Annotated in this window: 15 protein-coding genes and 1 pseudogene; 6 read left to right on the top strand and 10 right to left on the bottom strand. The window is 69.3% G+C overall.

Annotated elements, in window-relative coordinates; translation table 11 throughout:
• Positions 1 to 66 precede the first annotated feature (66 nt).
• Positions 67 to 636 carry a DUF5134 domain-containing protein gene (locus MJQ72_RS04415; protein ID WP_240597879.1) on the top strand — a complete coding sequence of 190 codons (570 nt, stop codon included), beginning with the start codon at positions 67 to 69 and terminating at the stop codon, positions 634 to 636.
• A gap of 81 nt (positions 637 to 717) precedes the next feature.
• Here MJQ72_RS04415 and MJQ72_RS04410 read toward each other — a convergent pair whose 3' ends face one another.
• The 7 genes and pseudogenes from MJQ72_RS04410 to kstD form a co-directional block, all read right to left on the bottom strand.
• Positions 718 to 1176: a riboflavin kinase gene (locus tag MJQ72_RS04410; RefSeq protein ID WP_240597877.1), complete on the bottom strand. Its 459-nt coding sequence runs from the start codon at positions 1174 to 1176 to the stop codon at positions 718 to 720.
• 99 nt (positions 1177 to 1275) lie between these two features.
• Positions 1276 to 2025: a class I SAM-dependent methyltransferase gene (locus MJQ72_RS04405; RefSeq protein WP_240601253.1), complete on the bottom strand. Its 750-nt coding sequence runs from the start codon at positions 2023 to 2025 to the stop codon at positions 1276 to 1278.
• A gap of 52 nt (positions 2026 to 2077) precedes the next feature.
• On the bottom strand, positions 2078 to 2941 hold the full coding sequence (locus tag MJQ72_RS04400) for a MaoC/PaaZ C-terminal domain-containing protein (RefSeq protein WP_240597876.1): 864 nt from the start codon (positions 2939 to 2941) through the stop codon (positions 2078 to 2080).
• 191 nt (positions 2942 to 3132) lie between these two features.
• A complete protein-coding gene (locus MJQ72_RS04395) occupies positions 3133 to 4158 on the bottom strand; it encodes a ferredoxin--NADP reductase (protein ID WP_240597874.1) in 1026 nt (341 codons plus the stop codon).
• Positions 4155 to 4415 (bottom strand): hypothetical protein, encoded by a 261-nt coding sequence (locus MJQ72_RS04390; protein ID WP_240597873.1) that lies wholly within the window; start codon positions 4413 to 4415, stop codon positions 4155 to 4157. Before MJQ72_RS04390 ends, MJQ72_RS04395 begins: the two co-directional genes overlap by 4 nt.
• Positions 4412 to 5551, bottom strand: a complete 1140-nt coding sequence (locus MJQ72_RS04385; protein WP_240597871.1) for a Rieske 2Fe-2S domain-containing protein — start codon at positions 5549 to 5551, stop codon at positions 4412 to 4414. Before MJQ72_RS04385 ends, MJQ72_RS04390 begins: the two co-directional genes overlap by 4 nt.
• Positions 5548 to 7175 (bottom strand): annotated as a pseudogene (kstD, locus tag MJQ72_RS44595) (3-oxosteroid 1-dehydrogenase). The gene MJQ72_RS04385 and the pseudogene kstD overlap by 4 nt, the downstream one beginning before the upstream one ends.
• A gap of 141 nt (positions 7176 to 7316) precedes the next feature.
• Between kstD and MJQ72_RS04375 the strand changes: the two are divergent.
• The 5 genes from MJQ72_RS04375 to hsaB are packed head-to-tail and all read left to right on the top strand — an operon-like array spanning position 7317 to position 12462.
• Positions 7317 to 8915, top strand: a complete 1599-nt coding sequence (locus MJQ72_RS04375) for an FAD-binding protein (protein ID WP_240597870.1) — start codon at positions 7317 to 7319, stop codon at positions 8913 to 8915.
• A gap of 43 nt (positions 8916 to 8958) precedes the next feature.
• Positions 8959 to 10134, top strand: coding sequence for a 3-hydroxy-9,10-secoandrosta-1,3,5(10)-triene-9,17-dione monooxygenase oxygenase subunit (gene hsaA / locus MJQ72_RS04370; RefSeq protein WP_240597868.1), 1176 nt, complete (start codon positions 8959 to 8961; stop codon positions 10132 to 10134).
• Positions 10134 to 10997: a 4,5:9,10-diseco-3-hydroxy-5,9,17-trioxoandrosta-1(10),2-diene-4-oate hydrolase gene (gene hsaD, locus MJQ72_RS04365; RefSeq protein ID WP_240597866.1), complete on the top strand. Its 864-nt coding sequence runs from the start codon at positions 10134 to 10136 to the stop codon at positions 10995 to 10997. Before hsaA ends, hsaD begins: the two co-directional genes overlap by 1 nt.
• Complete coding sequence (gene hsaC, locus MJQ72_RS04360; RefSeq protein WP_240597865.1) at positions 10997 to 11911, top strand: iron-dependent extradiol dioxygenase HsaC; 915 nt, start codon at positions 10997 to 10999, stop codon at positions 11909 to 11911. Before hsaD ends, hsaC begins: the two co-directional genes overlap by 1 nt.
• Complete coding sequence (gene hsaB / locus MJQ72_RS04355; RefSeq protein ID WP_240597864.1) at positions 11908 to 12462, top strand: 3-hydroxy-9,10-secoandrosta-1,3,5(10)-triene-9,17-dione monooxygenase reductase subunit; 555 nt, start codon at positions 11908 to 11910, stop codon at positions 12460 to 12462. Before hsaC ends, hsaB begins: the two co-directional genes overlap by 4 nt.
• On the opposite strand, the gene MJQ72_RS04350 is transcribed toward hsaB, so the two are convergent.
• From MJQ72_RS04350 to MJQ72_RS04340, 3 genes are all read right to left on the bottom strand, one after another.
• Positions 12428 to 13459 (bottom strand): acyl-CoA desaturase, encoded by a 1032-nt coding sequence (locus tag MJQ72_RS04350; protein WP_240597863.1) that lies wholly within the window; start codon positions 13457 to 13459, stop codon positions 12428 to 12430. The genes hsaB and MJQ72_RS04350 overlap by 35 nt on opposite strands.
• 71 nt (positions 13460 to 13530) lie before the next feature.
• On the bottom strand, positions 13531 to 14397 hold the full coding sequence (locus tag MJQ72_RS04345) for a bifunctional 2-polyprenyl-6-hydroxyphenol methylase/3-demethylubiquinol 3-O-methyltransferase UbiG (protein WP_240597861.1): 867 nt from the start codon (positions 14395 to 14397) through the stop codon (positions 13531 to 13533).
• The gene (locus MJQ72_RS04340; RefSeq protein WP_240597860.1) at positions 14394 to 15566 is read right to left on the bottom strand and encodes a cytochrome P450; all 1173 of its coding nucleotides are present in this window, start codon (positions 15564 to 15566) and stop codon (positions 14394 to 14396) included. The genes MJQ72_RS04345 and MJQ72_RS04340 overlap by 4 nt, the downstream gene beginning before the upstream one ends.
• Positions 15567 to 15637: the final 71 nt, after the last annotated feature.

Raw genomic sequence — 15637 nt, 5'->3', positions numbered from 1 at the left:
TCAATGCCCGATGGTGTACTAGAGCGGTACCTGCCACGGTGAAAGGGCTACCGGCCGGGAGGTGCCATGTCTGGACCAATCGTCGTCGCGTGGGCCCTGACCGCGGTGTTCGCCGCGCTGGTGCTGCCGTGCGTGCTGAGACTCGTCCGGCTGGACTACGGCAGGCAGGGCACGGCGGTCCGCAACGGCGACCTGGCCGAACTGCTGCTCGTCGTCGCCATGGTCGCGATGCTGTCGCCGGTGGGCGGCCCGATCCCGGCGGCGGGCTGGCAGGCGGTGCTGGCGCTGACGGCCGGCTGGTTCGCCGTCTCGTGGTGGAAGGGGCGGCGCTCCGGGCACGCGTCGTGCGGGCATCACGCCGTCTCGGCCGTCGCGATGCTGTTCATGGTGACGTTCATGCCGCACAGTGACGTCACCCACGGCCCGTGGCTGGTGATGTCCGGCCCCGGCGGCACTTCGGCGTTGTGGCTCTCGCTGATCTTCGGCGCCGTGGCCGCGTATTTCGCGGCGGACGCGGTGCGCGCCGGGGTGCTCGCGGCGCGGGGCGCCTCGGTCTCCGGTCAGACGTCGCGGCGGGTGTGCCGGGTGATCATGGGGCTCGGCATGGGCTACATGCTGCTGGGTGCGGCGGTGTAGCGGCTGAAGGACGCTTTCCCCTCATGTCACGCGGTGAAGGGCGCTTTCACCGCGTCTTATGCGAGGAAAGCGTCCTTCAGCTCAGGCGAGCGGGACGCGCCGCACGACACCGGCCTCCGCGGCGCCCGCGTCCGGCAGGCCCTCGGCCGGGTTCTCCGCGGCCCACTTGCGGGCGTCGGCGATGTCCTTGTTGAGCGCGACGATCAGCGCCTCCGACGACGGGTACGCCTCCTGCTCGCGCAAGTGGTGGCCCAGCCAGACGGTCAGCACCTCGCCGTAGAGGTCTCCGCTGAAGTCCAGCAGGTGCGCCTCGACGAGCCGGTAGCCGTCCGCGCCGTAGTAGGTCGGCCGCCTGCCGACCGAGACCGCGGCCGCGATCCGGGTGCCGTCGGCGCGTTCGGCCCAGCCCGCCCACACCCCGTCGCCGACCTGGCCGTCCTGGTCGCGCAGCGCGATGTTGGCGGTCGGGAAACCCAGCTCCCTGCCGCGCTGATCGCCCTTCTCCACCTGGCCACGGACCACGAAGTACTCCGTCGTCATGCCGCTCCCGTCCCTGCCGTCACGAGAGCCATGAATACCACGCCTCGCGGCCGGGGTCGACCGCCGTCCACGCCGCGAGAGTGTCCACTGTGTACTGAATCACGCCGTGACGAGCCGGTAGCCCAGGTCGAGTTCCGTCCGGCCGAGCAGGCCGACGTGGTGCCGGTGCCAATGCCCGTCCGCGAGATCGGCGCGCAGCCGGCCGACCGCCGTCGCGACGACGTTCTGGTCCAGCAGGGCCACCCCGGACATCCCCGCGCGCACGCGCTCGGACAGGTAGGCCTCCGGCCTGCGCCAATACGCGCCGAGGAACCCGTCGACGCAGTCGGACGGCACCGGCAGCGGGGCCACCGTGGGTGCCCGGCCCGCCGCGGTCAGTTCTTCGACGACCCGGTCGAGGCAGGCCAGCCTGCTCTCGTGTTCGGCGATCTCCGGCAGGTAGTCCCGCACCAGCCAGAACCGTGCGAACACCGCCTGGTCCCAGGTCACGATCACCTGGCGGCGGGAGACGCGCCGCAACTCGGTCAGCCCGGCGGTCACGTCCGTCCAGTGGTGGACGGTGAGCACCGCCAGCGCGGCGTCGAAGGCGCCGTCGGCGAAGGGCAGCCCTTCCGCGCACGCCTGGACGGCGGGGGCGGCGGTGGACGGACGCTGCGTGATCATCCGCCGCGACGGCTCGACGGCCACCACGTCGCGGTCTTCCGGCTCGTAGGAACCGGCTCCGGCCCCGACGTTGACCACCGAGCGCGCGTCACCGAGGGCGGCGGTGATGGCGGCGGCGACGCGGGGATCCGGCCGTCTCGATCGCGCGTAGTCCCGGCCGAGTTCGGCATACGGGTCCGAGATCAAGGGGCGCACTCGGTCGAGTCTAGCCAGGTCCGCTACCTGCGGGAACGATGATTCAGTCTGTCGTGGTCAAGAAAGTGTCGGAAAGGACGGGCGCGTCGTCCCGGTCCGGCGCCGTGGTCGCGATCAGCAGCCCGGCAGGCTCGCGCCAGACCCGGGTCCGCAGCGGTTCGCCGGGGAAGACGACGCCGGCGAACTTGGCCGAGAACGACGCGACGCGGGCGGCGTCGCCGTCGAGGAATTCGTCGGTGACGGCCTTCGCGATGACGCCGTACGTGCACAGGCCGTGCAGGATCGGCCGGTCGAACCCGGCCGCCGCGGCGAACGCGGGATCGGCGTGCAGCGGGTTGCGGTCCCCGCAGAGCCGGTAGAGCAGCGCCTGTTGCGGCAGCGTCGGTGTGTCGATGACGGCGTCCGGCTCCCGAGACGGGGGTTCGACCCGGTCGGAGGGTCCGCGTTCGCCGCCGAAACCTCCTTCACCACGGGCGAAGATGCTAGACCGCAGTGTCCACAGTGGAGTCCCATCCGAGTCGGTGGCGACCGTCTCGTTCACGATCACGGCCGCCTTGCCCTTGTCGAACACGTCGACGATCCGCGTCCGCGCCACGGCCTTCCCCGAGACCGGGATGGGCCGGTGCGCGATCACCTCCTGCTTGCCGTGCAACACCTTCCCGAGGTCGACCTCGACGCCGGGGAACGAGACCGCCGGCGGCTCGAACACCCGCAAGTTCGCCGCCACGGTGGCGAACGTCGGCAGCACCTGGAGGCCGTCTTCGTAGGTGTAGCGCAGTTCGCGCGGGCTCATCGGGTCCGCGCCGGCGCCCAGCGCCAGGTGGTAGAGCTGCACGTCCGACGCGGTCCAGGCGAAACTCACCTCGCCGAGGTCGGCGCCGATCGCGACCGAAGGATCGATGGGCATGGGGACTCCTACGGTGCTGTGGGTTTGTTCGGGACAGGGCGATCACGCGTGATCGAAGGCGTAACTCGCGTGATTGGGGGCGTAACTCGCGGGCCGCGCGTCATACGGCCCCGATCACGCGAGTTACGGCTCTGAGCACGCGAGTTACGGGTCTGGACACGGGCTGGCGCTGAGGAAACCACCGGCATCTCCTACTCGTAGGTGACGGTGACCTCGTCGGTCAGCGGCAGGGACTGGCACGCCAGCACGATGCCTTCGGCGATGTCGTCGCCGTCGAGGACCTCGTTGTTCAGCATCTTCACCTCGCCGGAGGTGACCCGGCAGGCGCACGCGCTGCACTGGCCCTCGCGGCAGGAGTACGGCGCGTCGAAACCCTTTTCCAGCAACAGGTCCAGCAGCTTCGTCCGGCGTGGCCAGGTGAGGTTCTTGGTCTCGCCGTCGAGCGTGACTTCGACCGACGCCGGGGTCTCGGCCTCTTCGACGGCGACGGGCTCGGCCACCTCGAACGGGTTCCCGCCCAGGGACAGGAACCGCTCCAGGTGGATCCGCTTGCGCGGCAACCCGAGGTCCTTGAGCACCGTGCGCGCGGCGTCCATGAACGGCCCCGGGCCGCAGATGAACGCCTCGTGCGCGGTGTACGGCGTCACCAGCGCGCGCAGGTGCGCCTCCGTCGGCAACCCCTGCAGGCTCTCCAGCCAGTGCACGACGACCAGCCGGTCCTGATACCGAGCAGCGAGATCCGCCAGCTCCCGGGCGAAGATCACCGAACCTTCGTCGCGATTGGCGTACAGCAGCACCACCTTGCCGGTGCCGTGCTCCAGCGCGGATTTGAGGATCGACATCACCGGGGTGATGCCGCTGCCGCCCGCGAGCAGCAGGAAGTCCTCGTCGAGCGACGCGGGGCTGAACACCCCGGCCGGTGGCAGCACCTGGACCTCTTGCCCCGCCTGGAGGTTGTCGCACAGCCAGTTCGACCCATAGCCGTCGGCGGTGCGCTTGACGGTGACCTGCACCCGGCCCTCGTGCGGCGCGCTGGAGAGCGAGTAGCAGCGGGCCACCGAACCGGTCCGGTCGCTCGGCACGCGCAGCGTGAGGAACTGCCCTGGGGTGTAAGCGAAAACGGAGGCGTGCTCGGCCGGGATCTCGAACACGATCGAGCGCGCGTCGGGCGTCTCGGTGATCACCTCGGCGACGGTCACGGTGACGGGGCCGCTCATTCGGGCACCTCCAGCAGGCCGTCCTTCAAGGCGATCTCGATGCTGTCGCTGAGATTGCCGCAGGTGTCGAGCAACGCCGTCTGCGCGCCGGAGGCCTTCTGCTCGGCGAACACCGGGCAGCTCCGGGACGCGTCGCTCGTCCACTGGATGCTGGTGTGCTGCATGCTGTTCTTCTTGACCAGCACGCAGGTCCCGCACGCGCGGCAGCTCAGCGGCCGCAGCCCGGCGGTGAGGAATTCGACGGTCTCGGGCTTCACACCCCGGCCTCTTCCGCCTGCTGCCGCGCCAGGTTGTCGGCCACCTCCGCCGCCCAGACCTCGTTGGCGCGGCTGGTGTCCACTTCGAACTCGAACCGCCGCGTCATGTCCTCGGTGACGTCGGCGGCGTCCACATAGAACTGGTCGTACCAGCGGCGCAGCTGATACACCGGCCCGTCCTCCTCGCACAGCAACGGGTTGTCGATGCGGGTCTTGTTGCGCCAGATCTCGACGTCCTGCAGGAACCCGACGCCGATGCCCTTGGCGAACTTCCCGGCGATCTTGTCCGCGTGCTCGTCCGAGACGCCCTCGAACTTCTTCACGCTCACGCCCCACTGCAGGACGAACGAGTTCTCGGTGACCGGGTAGTGGCAGTTGATCAGCACGTTCTCGATCTCGAAACCCTGGTACGTGTTGAGCAGCGTGTTGATCATGTACGACGGGCCGAAGTACGACGCCTCCGACCGCAGCAGGTTCTCCTCGCCGCCGTAGTTGGACGCCATCCCCTTGTCCGGGCGGCCTTTCGTGTTCAGGTACTGCGTGGCGATATGGCCCTCGAACACGTTCTTGAAGTAGGTCGGGAAGGCGTAGTGGATGTAGAAGAAGTGCGCCATGTCGACCATGTTGTCGATGATCTCGCGGCAGTTGGAGCCCTCGATGAGCACCGAGTCCCAGGTCCAGTTGCTCCACTCGCCGGTGAAGATGCCCTCGATCCGCGGGATGACGACGTCTTCCGGCGGCGGGTTGCCCTCCGGGTCGTGCCAGACGAAGAGCTGCTTGTTCTCCTCCAGCACGGTCCACGACTTCGTCCGCGCCCGCAGCGGAACCCGTTTGGCGTAGGGGATCGACACGCATTTGCCGTTGCCGTTCCAGCGCCAGTCGTGGAACGGGCAGGCGATCTCGTCGCCCTTGACCTCGCCCTGGGTGAGGTCGCCGCCCATGTGGCGGCAGTACCCGTCGAGCACGTTCAGCTTGCCGGACGAATCGGCGAAGACCACCAGTTTCGTCCCGAACGCGGTGATGGCGTGCGGTTTCCCGTCGCGGAACGACTCGGCCAGGCCGAGACAGTGCCACCCGCGCGCGAACCGCGTGGGGGGCGCGCCCGCGTCGATCTGCCGTACGGATTCCGTCGTCATCGGCTGCCTCCCGCTTTGGTGTGATCTTGCTGCGCGAGGTGCTCGGCCGCAAGGTAGCCGAACACCATCGCCGGGCCGATCGTCGCGCCGGGGCCCGCGTAGGTGCGGCCCATCACCGCCGCGCTCGTGTTGCCCGCCGCGTAAAGCCCGTCGATGACCGACCCGTCCTCGCGCAGGACGCGCGCGTGCGGGTCGATCCTCAATCCGCCCTTGGTGCCCAGGTCGCCGGGCACGATCTTCACCGCGTAGTACGGCGCGACGTCCAGCGGACCCAGGCTCGGGTTGGGTTTGTTCCGCGGGTCGCCGTAGTAGTGGTCGTACGCGCTGCGCCCGCGGTGGAAGTCCTCGTCCACACCGCTTTTCGCGAAGCCGTTGAAGCGGCGCACGGTGTTCTCCAGCGCGTCGGCCGGGACCTCGATCCGCTCGGCGAGTTTCGCGATGGTGCTCGCTTTGACCGCGATGCCCGCTTTGAACCAGCGGCCGGGCAGCGGCTGGCGCGGGCCGAGGCCGGTGAACATGTACCGGTTGCGGTTGCGCTGGTCGAACACCAGCCAGGTCGGAATGTTCTCGCCGGGTCCGTCCCCGTCGCCGTACATCGCGTGCACGGCCTCGACGTAGGGCGCCGACTCGTTGACGAAGCGCTCGCCTCGCGCGTTGACCATCAGGCAGCCCGGCCGCGACCGCTCGGCGAGCGCGAACCACGGGCCGCCGGTGAGCGGGATGGACGGACCCCACCAGGCGTCGTCCATCAGGTCGACGGCCGCGCCGAGTTTGAGCCCGGCGTCGATGGCGTCGCCGGTGTTGGCCTCCGCGCCGACGGTCCATTCCGTGCCGATGGGCGCCCGCTGGTACTTGACCCGCATCTCCTCGTTGCGTTCGAACCCGCCGGCGCCGAGGACGACGCCGAGCCGAGCCCGGATCAGCTTGTCCTCGCCCTCGTGGCGCACGACGACGCCGGTCACCCGGTCGCCTTCGATCTCCAGATCCACCAGGGGGTGTTCAGCCAGACGGGGACCTCCGCCCGCCGCAGTCCTTCGCGCAGCCCGGCCGCAAGCGCTTGCCCCATGGACAGCAGCCGCTGACGGCGGATCCGGCCCGCGAGCCAGCGGCCGCCGAGACTCAGTACGCGGAGGATGCCGCGCGGATGCCGGGCGAGCAGGCTCAGCCACCGGTAGTCCGCCTGGGTGATCGGCGCGCCCAGCGGGGGAGCGCTGTACGGCGGCTCCAGATTCGCCAGCTCCGGTCCGAGCAGGTTGCCGTCGAGCGCGGCCGGCTCCACCGACCGTCCGCCCGCGCGCCCGCCGGGGGCTTCCGGGTGGTAGTCCGAGTAGCCGCGGACCCAGCGGAAGCGCAACGGCGTCTTGTCGCAGACGAAGGCGAGGACCTCGGGGCCGCGGTCGAGGAAGGCCGAGCGGAGTTCGGCGGGGACCACGTCACCGACGATCGCTTCGAGGTACTCGCGCGCCCGCTCGGGGGGTTCGGAGATCCCGGCCGCCCGCAGCGCGTGGTTGCCGGGGATCCAGACGCCGCCGCCGGAGCGCGCGGTGGAGCCGCCGAAGTGGGCGGCCTTCTCCACGACCAGGACCTCGAGTCCCCGGTGGGCTGCGGACAGTGCGGCGGTCATCCCGGCGGCACCGGTGCCCGCCACGATCACGTCGAACTCCATACGCCCCTCACCTGAAACACGTTGTAGGAAGTATCGAGCAGCATCCGCGCTGCTCCAGTCACCATAGACGAGAACGTGTTCTAGTTCTAGGGTAGGGCCATGGACTCCCTCGTCGCGGATGTGGTGATCGTGGGTTTCGGTGCGGCGGGCGCCTGCGCGGCGATCGAAGCGGCCGACGCCGGTGCCCGGGTGCTCGTGCTGGACCGGTTCTCCGGCGGTGGCGCGAGCGCGGTCAGTGGCGGTGTCGTCTACGCCGGCGGCGGGACGGCGCAGCAGCGGGACGCCGGCGTCGACGACAGCGTCGACGCGATGTACGACTACCTGCGGCTGGAGGTCGGCGACGTCGTCTCCGAGGAGACGCTGCGGCGGTTCTGCGCGGGTAGTACGGAGATGATCTCCTGGCTGGAAGGCAACGGCGTGCCCTTCGAGGGCAGTCTGTGCCCGTACAAGACGTCTTACCCGAGCGACAAGCACTATCTGTACTACTCGGGCAGCGAGGCGGCGGGCGGTTTCCGCGACGCGGCCAAGCCGGCGCCGCGCGGGCATCGCGTCAAGGGGCCGGGCACTTCGGGAAAACTGCTGATGAAGCGGCTGATGGAGGCGGTCCGGAGCCGCGGGATCCAGGTGCTGCCGCAGACCGCCGCGCGGAACCTCATCGTCGATGAGGACGGGGCAGTCACCGGTGTCGTCGTCTCGTCTTTGCGGGACGCCCCCGCTCGCGTGCGGGCCGCGCACCGGAGGCTGTCGGCGTATGCCGCCAAACCGGGGATCTACGTGCCCTCGCTGCGGAAGTCGCTGCACCGGCGAGCGGAGCGGATCGAACGCCGCTACGGCCGTGAACTGCGGATTTCCGCTACCCGCGGAGTCGTTCTCGCGGCGGGCGGGTTCATCGCGAACCGCGAGATGGTGCGCGAGCACGCGCCCGCGTATCGGGGCGGGCTGGCGCTCGGGACCTCCGCCGACGACGGGTCCGGCATCCGGATGGGCGTCGAGGCGGGCGGGGCCACCGCCGAACTCGGGCGGATCTCCGCGTGGCGGTTCATCACCCCGCCGTCGGCATTCCTGGGTGGCCTGCTCGTGGACAAGACGGGCGGCCGCATCATCGACGAATCCCGGTACGGCGCCGCCGTCGGCGAACGGATGATCACCGAACATGACGGACGAGGCTGGCTGCTGGTCGACGACGCCATCGTCCAGGAGGTCAAACGGGACGCGCGCGGGCAAAGTCAATGGTTCCAAGGGCTTCAGGTGCGGTATCTGCTGCGGCAGCGCGTCGTCGCCGGTTCGCTCGACGAGGTCGCGCGCAAGGCGGGCGTTGATCCCGGCGGGCTGGCCACCAGTGTCGAGGCGGCGCGGTCCGGCGCGGATCCGACGGGCAAGCCCGCGGAGTTCGCGCGGCCGCTGGACCAGGCGCCGTACTCGCTGATCGACGTCTCGATCAAGCCGAACCTCGGCTATCCGTGCCCGATGCTGACGTTGGGCGGCCTGGTCGTGGACGAGGAGACCGGTGCCGTCCGGTCCGGTGCCGGCGTGCCCATTCGCGGTCTGTACGCGGCGGGGCGGACCGCGGTGGGAATCTGTTCTAGGTCCTACGTGAGTGGTCTGTCGCTGGCCGACTGCGTGTTTTCCGGGCGGCGTGCCGGACTGCACAGTGCGCTCGACCGGGGATCGGTCGACAAAAACGAGAACGTGTTCTAGTCTTGGATCCGGTTCACGGAGTATGGCGAGAGAGGGAACGCATATGAGCGAGCACGCCGCGCAGGACGTGATCGCGGGGATCCGGGAGCTGCTGCCGGTCCTGCGGGAACGGGCGCAGGAGGCGGAGGACGCCAGGCGCGTTCCCGAGGAGTCCGTCAAATCCCTGCAGGAGACCGGGTTCTTCAAGATGTTGCAGCCGAAGACGTTCGGCGGCATCGAAGCCGACCCGGTGAGCTTCTACACCGCGGTCAAACTCGTCGCGAGCGCGTGCGGGTCCACCGGCTGGGTCGCCTCCATCCTCGGCGTCCACCCGTGGCACCTCGGTCTGTTCGAGGCGCAGGCGCAGCAGGACGTCTGGGGTGACGACACCGATGTCCGCATCTCGTCGTCGTACGCGCCGATGGGCAAGGCGGACGTCGTCGACGGCGGCTACCGGCTGAGCGGGCGCTGGAGTTTCTCCTCCGGCTGCGACCATGCGACCTGGGTGCTGCTGGGCGGGCCGACGTTCTCCGGCGGCAAACCCGTCGACTTCTGCACCTACCTGGTGCCGATCTCCGACTACACGATCGAAGACGTCTGGGACACCGTGGGCCTGCGCGGCACCGGGTCCAACGACATCATCGTGAACGACGTCTTCGTGCCGAAGCACCGTGCGCTGAGCTTCATCGCGACCTCGAAGTGCAAGACTCCCGGGCAGGAGATCAACCCCGGTCCGCTGTACAAACTCCCTTACGGTTCGGTGCATCCGAGCACGATCACCGCGCCGATCATCGGGATGGCGCAGGGCGCGTACGACGCGCACGTCGAGTACCAGGGCAAGCGGGTCCGCGCGGCGTACGCCGGTGAACAGTCCAAAGAGGACCCGTTCGCCAAGGTGCGGATCGCGGAGGCGGCCAGCGAGATCGACGCGGCCTGGCTCCAGCTGACGCACAACATCGACGAGCTGTACCAGCTGGCGTGCCAGGGGGAGAAGCTCCCGTTCCCGACGCGGCTGCGGGTCCGCCGTGATCAGGTCCGCGGCACGGAACGCGCGATCTTCGCCATCGACCGGCTTTTCGAGAACTCCGGCGGCCGCGCGCTGCAGGCCGGAACGCCGATCCAGCGGTTCTGGCGCGACGCGCACGCGGGCCGGGTGCACGCGGCGAACGACGCCGAGCGCGCCTACGTCATGTTCGGAACCGGCGCCTTCGGGCTGCCCGTCGAGAATGCGATGGTCTGATGACCGAAGGCAAGTACGTCACCGTCCGCACCGGTGAACAAGAGGGCGGACTGAAGCTGCACTACCACGAGGCGGGCACGGAACACCAAGAGACGGTGATCCTGCTGCACGGCGGCGGGCCCGGCGCGTCGGCGTGGAGCAACTTCGGCCGCAACCTGCCGGTGTTCGGCAAGAACTACCGGACGCTGGCCATCGATCAGCCCGGGTTCGGCCGCTCGGACAAACCGACCGAGCATCCGCAGTACTTCCGGCACAGCGCGGACGCCGTCGTCGGGCTCATGGACGAACTCGGCATCGAGCGGGCGCATTTCGTCGGGAATTCGCTCGGCGGCGGGGCGTCCGTGCGGCTCGCGCTCAACCATCCGAAGCGCGCCGGGCGTCTCGTCCTGATGGGGCCGGGCGGCCTGAGCGTGAACCTGTTCGCGCCCGATCCCACGGAAGGCATCAAGAACCTCGGCAGGTTCAGTGCTCCGCCGGGGCCGAGCCGCGAGAAGCTCGAAGCCTTCCTCCGGATCATGGTGCACGACCAGTCGCTGATCACCGACGAGCTGATCGACGAGCGGTTCGCCGCCGCGAGCGCGCCGGAGTCGCTGGCCGCGATGAAGGCGATGGGCAAGTCGTTCGCCCAGCCCGACACCTACGAAGAGGGCATGTTGTGGCGTGAGGCGCATCGCCTGCGCCAGCGCGTGCTCCTGATCTGGGGCCGGGAAGACCGGGTGAACCCGCTCGACGGCGCGTTGCTCGCGCTCAAGACGATCCCGCGTGCCCAGCTGCACGTGTTCGGCGGCTGCGGGCACTGGGCGCAGCTGGAGAAGTTCGACGAATTCAACCGGCTGGCACTCGACTTCCTGGGAGCCTCCTGATGGGTATCCGCTCGCTCGCCTACCTCCGCATCGAAGCCACGGACATGGCCGCGTGGCGCGAATACGGGCTGAAGGTCCTCGGCATGGTCGAGGGTTCCGGCACGAATCCGGAAGCGCTCTACCTGCGCATGGACGATTTCCCGGCGCGGCTCGTGATCTTCCCCGGCGAGCGCGACCGGCTCGCCGTCGCGGGCTGGGAGGTCGCCAACGCCGGCGAACTCGACGAGATCCGCGCGTCACTCGACGCGCACTCGGTGCCGTACAAGGAGGGCACGCCGGATCAGCTGGCCGATCGCCGGGTCGACGGCCTCGTGTCCTTTGAGGACCCTTCCGGCAACACGCTCGAAGTGTTCCACGGTGTCGCGCTGCAGCACCGGCGCGTGGTGAGCCCGTACGGGCACAAATTCGTGACCGGTGAGCAAGGACTCGGGCACGTCGTGCTGTCCACGCACGACGACGAGGCCTCCTTGCGCTTCTATCGTGACGTGCTCGGGTTCCGGCTTCGGGATTCGATGAAACTGCCGCCGCAGATGGTCGGCAGGCCCGCGGACGGCGCACCGGCTTGGCTGCGGTTCTTCGGTTGCAACCCGCGGCACCACAGTCTCGCGTTCCTGCCGATGCCGACACCGAGCGGCATCGTGCACCTCATGGTCGAGGTGGAGAACACCGACGATGTCGGCCTCTGCCTCGACCGGGCCATCCGCCGGAAGGTGCCGATGTCGGCGACCCTCGGGCGGCACGTCAACGATCTGATGCTCTCGTTCTACATGAAGACCCCCGGCGGCTTCGACGTCGAATACGGCTGCGAGGGGCGTCAAGTGGACGACGAGAGCTGGATCGCCCGAGAGAGTACGGCGGTTTCCTTGTGGGGACACGACTTTTCAGTCGGCGCCCGTCCGCCGGGGCAGTCGTGACCCCGGTGACGGACCTCGGCGCGGATATCGATCCGGCACGGTTCCGCACGGTGCTCGGGCATTTCTGCACCGGTGTCGCGGTGGTGACCGGGCACGACGGCACGGCACCGGTGGGTTTCGCGTGCCAGTCGTTCGCGGCGCTTTCGCTGGATCCGCCGCTGGTGCTTTTCTGTCCTGCCAAGACCTCCCGGACCTGGGCGGTGCTCGCCGAGTCCGGCCGGTTCGCCGTCAACGTGCTCGCCGAAGACCAGCAAGAGGTCAGCGCGGTGTTCGGCGCGCGGGGCGCGGACAAGTTCGCGTCGGTCGACTGGACCCCCGCCCCGTCCGGATCCCCTTTGCTGACCGGGGCCTTGACGTGGATCGACTGCACGCTCGAAGCCGTGCACGAGGCGGGGGACCACTATGTCGTCGTCGGCCGGGTCACCGCGCTCGGGGAACCGTCGGACGATCGGCCGCTGCTGTTCCACCGCGGGCGGTACACGGTGACCGAGCCGGTGACGGACGCGCTGGCCGCGCTCATGCCCTGGCCGCGTCCCGACGACTGGCTCTGATCGGCTCGCCGGCTTCGTGCAGACTGCGCAACGCGAGCGAGTACGACTCGATGAGCCCGGTCTCGTGATACGGCACGCCGATCTCGTCGCAGTACCGCTGGACGATGGGCCGCGCACGGCGCAGATGCGGAGACGGCATGCTCGGGAACAGATGGTGCTCGATCTGGTAGTTGAGCCCGCCGAGCGCGACGTCGACCACCCGGCCGCCGCGGACGTTGCGTGACGTGAGCACCTGCTTGCGGAGGAAGTCGAGCTCGGTGTCGCCGGACAGGATCGGCATCCCCTTGTGGTTCGGCGCGAAGATCGATCCCATGTAGACACCCCACAGTGCTTTGTGGACGATGAAGAAGACGAGCGCCTTACCGGGGGACAGGACCACGAGCAGCGCGCTGAAGTAGAGCGCGAAATGCGCCAGGAGCAAGGCCGCTTCGAGCCCGCGCCGCCGGAGGCCCGGCTTCGCGACCGCGCGGATCCCGGAGAAGTGCAGGTTCAGGCCTTCGAGGGTGAGCAGCGGGAAGAACAGGAACGCCTGGTACCGGCCGATGAAACGGGGGAGTCCCTTGCTGGCCCGCGCCTGGTCCTTCGACCAGACGAGGATGTCCGGATCGACGTCGGGGTCGAGGTCCTCGTGGTTCGGGTTCGCGTGGTGGCGGGTGTGCTTGTCCATCCACCAGCCGTAACTCATGCCGACACCGAGATTGCCCGCGATCCGGCCGGCGATCTCGCTCGGGCGGCGGGTGCGGAACACCTGGCGGTGCGCGAGATCGTGCGACAGCAGGGCGATCTGGCCGAACATCACCGCCTGGAAGACAGCGATCCCCAGCTGCCACCAGGAATCCCCGATGGCGAAGAAGGCGATCCAGCCGGAGACGAAGAGGGTGGCGACCAGGCCGATGCGGAAGACGTAGTAGCCGGGACGGCGGTCGAGGAGGCCCGCTTCGCTGACGCGGCGGGACAGGCGGGCGAAATCGCTGCCTGTGCGGAGGTTTGCGGTCACCGTTGTGAGTCTGGCTCGGGACCGGGGCGGGGTGAATGCGGTGCGCCGGTGGGTTGATGCGGGGGCTGGCCCTACCCTGGTGCCGGTGGGTGTTCGCGATCAGCGTGGCCGGTCCCGGGTTTGGTCGCACGGATGCCGTACGCCACGGGCAAAGCCTGCCCGCCGACCACGAGCCGGTACCTGCCGTCCGAGCCTCGCGTGAGCGTCTCCGGTGCTCCGAGTTCCGGTGTCGCGCGATCCAGGTACTCGGTGACCGTGTCGATCCGGAAACCGGACTCGGCCGCCGCCGTGACCATTTCCCCGATCCCGTGGGCGAACCCGACGGTCATACTCCGCGCGGGCGGCAGGCTGACCCCGGCATAGGTGCTGCCGACCGGCCGGCGCTGGGGTTGTCCGCCACCGTAGGGGAAGACGGCGACGGCCGGGTCGCCGGAGCGGAACATCTGCAACAGCGGATGGGTCTCCACGATCACGAGCCCGCCGCCGGGGCGCAACGCCGCGGCCGCCGACCGCATCCACGAAAGCGGCTTCTCGATCCAGTAGAAGATCCCGTACGACGCGAACACCAGGTCGAACCGGCCATGCAGATCCGTCGGCAGGTCTTGGACGTCGGCGAGCCGGAAGGTCGCGGGAAGGCCGGCCGCCGCCGCCAGCTCGCGTGCCCGCCTGATCGCGGTCGTCGAATAGTCGATTCCGGTCACGACGGCGCCCTTCCTGGCGAAGGACAGCGTGTCGAGTCCGATATGGCATTGCAGGTGCAGCAGGGTCATGCCGGACACCTGCCCGACGGCCGCGGTGACCTCGGCCCACTCGCGTTCGTCGAGACTGGACCCGCCGTCGAGGAACCCGGGGACGTCGTAATAGTCGTCGTCACCGTGCAGACCGGCCAGGTGGTCCCACCAGGCGCGGTTGATCTCGGTCGCGTCCTGGTCGGTCACCCGCGCTCCCTTCTGCCGCCCGGGGCGATCGGCAGTCGCTGAAAGCCGCGCAGGGCGGGATTGGGATCCCGGATCGCGCCCGGAGCGAGGCACATGTCCGGATAGTGGGCGGCCAGCGCGCGCAGGACGCCGTCGCCGACCGCGAGCGCGAGGGAGATCCCGACACAGGCGTGGGTGCCGTGGCCGAAGCCGAGATGCGGGTTGGCCGCCCGATCCGGTACGAGGTCCGCGGCGTCACCGAAGCGCCTCTCGTCCCGGTTCGCCGCACCCAGCAGCAAGATGACGGTCTCGCCGGCCTCGATCCTCTGCTCGCCGAGCACGGTGGACTTGACGCAGTAGCGGCTGGCCACCTGCGCGCTGCCGTCGAAGCGGATGAGCTCGTGCAACAGTCGCTTGAGATCGGTGGTCCCGGCGATCGACCTCAGCCCGCCGGGTCTGGCCAGCAGCGCGTACAGGGCGAGTGACACGAACCGCTGGGTCGAATTGATCCCCGCCAGCAGCAGAACCCGCACCGAGTTCATCAGCACCCGCAGATCGGCCTTCCCGGCCAGCGGGTTCTCTCGCAGTGCGGCCAGTACGCCGCCCGCGGGCCCGTGCCACCACTGCTCGAGCATCGTGCTGAGCTGCCTGCGTGCCGCCGCCAGTTCGGCTTCCCGTCCGTCGGGGAGGAGCCCGCTCATCATCCCGCGGATGATCACGGCGGACACCTCGCCGAAGTCGTGGGCCGCGCTGTCCGGCGCGCCGACCGCGGTCATCGTGAGCTCCGTCGTGATCGGCAGGGACACCGCTTCGACGAAGTCGATTTCCCGGCCCTCGGCCGCCCGGACGAGCTCATCGGCTCGTCGCCAGGCGGTCCGTACGATCTCGTCGAGGTCGAGGGAGCGCATCGCGTGCACGATCATCCGCCGGACGACAGTCTGTTCCGGTGGATCGAGGGTCTGGATGCTGCCGCCCGGCTCGGGCAGGTCCTCGCCGATCTTTCGTGGGTCCGCCCCGAAGGCATCGGTGTTCTCCAGCACCGCAAGGCAGTGCGAATATCTCGATACCACCCACGATTCGAGCGTTCGATGCCAATGGACCGGATGCCGCTCACGGAGTTCTCGATAGATCGGATACGGGTCGGCGAGGAAGGCGGGGTCGAGCGGATCCCACGTCAGCGTGGTCGGCACGGCGGCTCCGATTTCCGGTGTGGTGTTCCCGTGTTCCCGGGCGGACCCGGGAACACGGGGTACAACGGATC

This window comes from Amycolatopsis sp. EV170708-02-1 (assembly GCF_022479115.1).
Taxonomy (GTDB): Bacteria; Actinomycetota; Actinomycetes; order Mycobacteriales; family Pseudonocardiaceae; genus Amycolatopsis.
The sequence above is the reverse complement of the archived record's forward strand: the minus strand, read 5'-3'. Positions and strand labels throughout refer to the sequence as shown.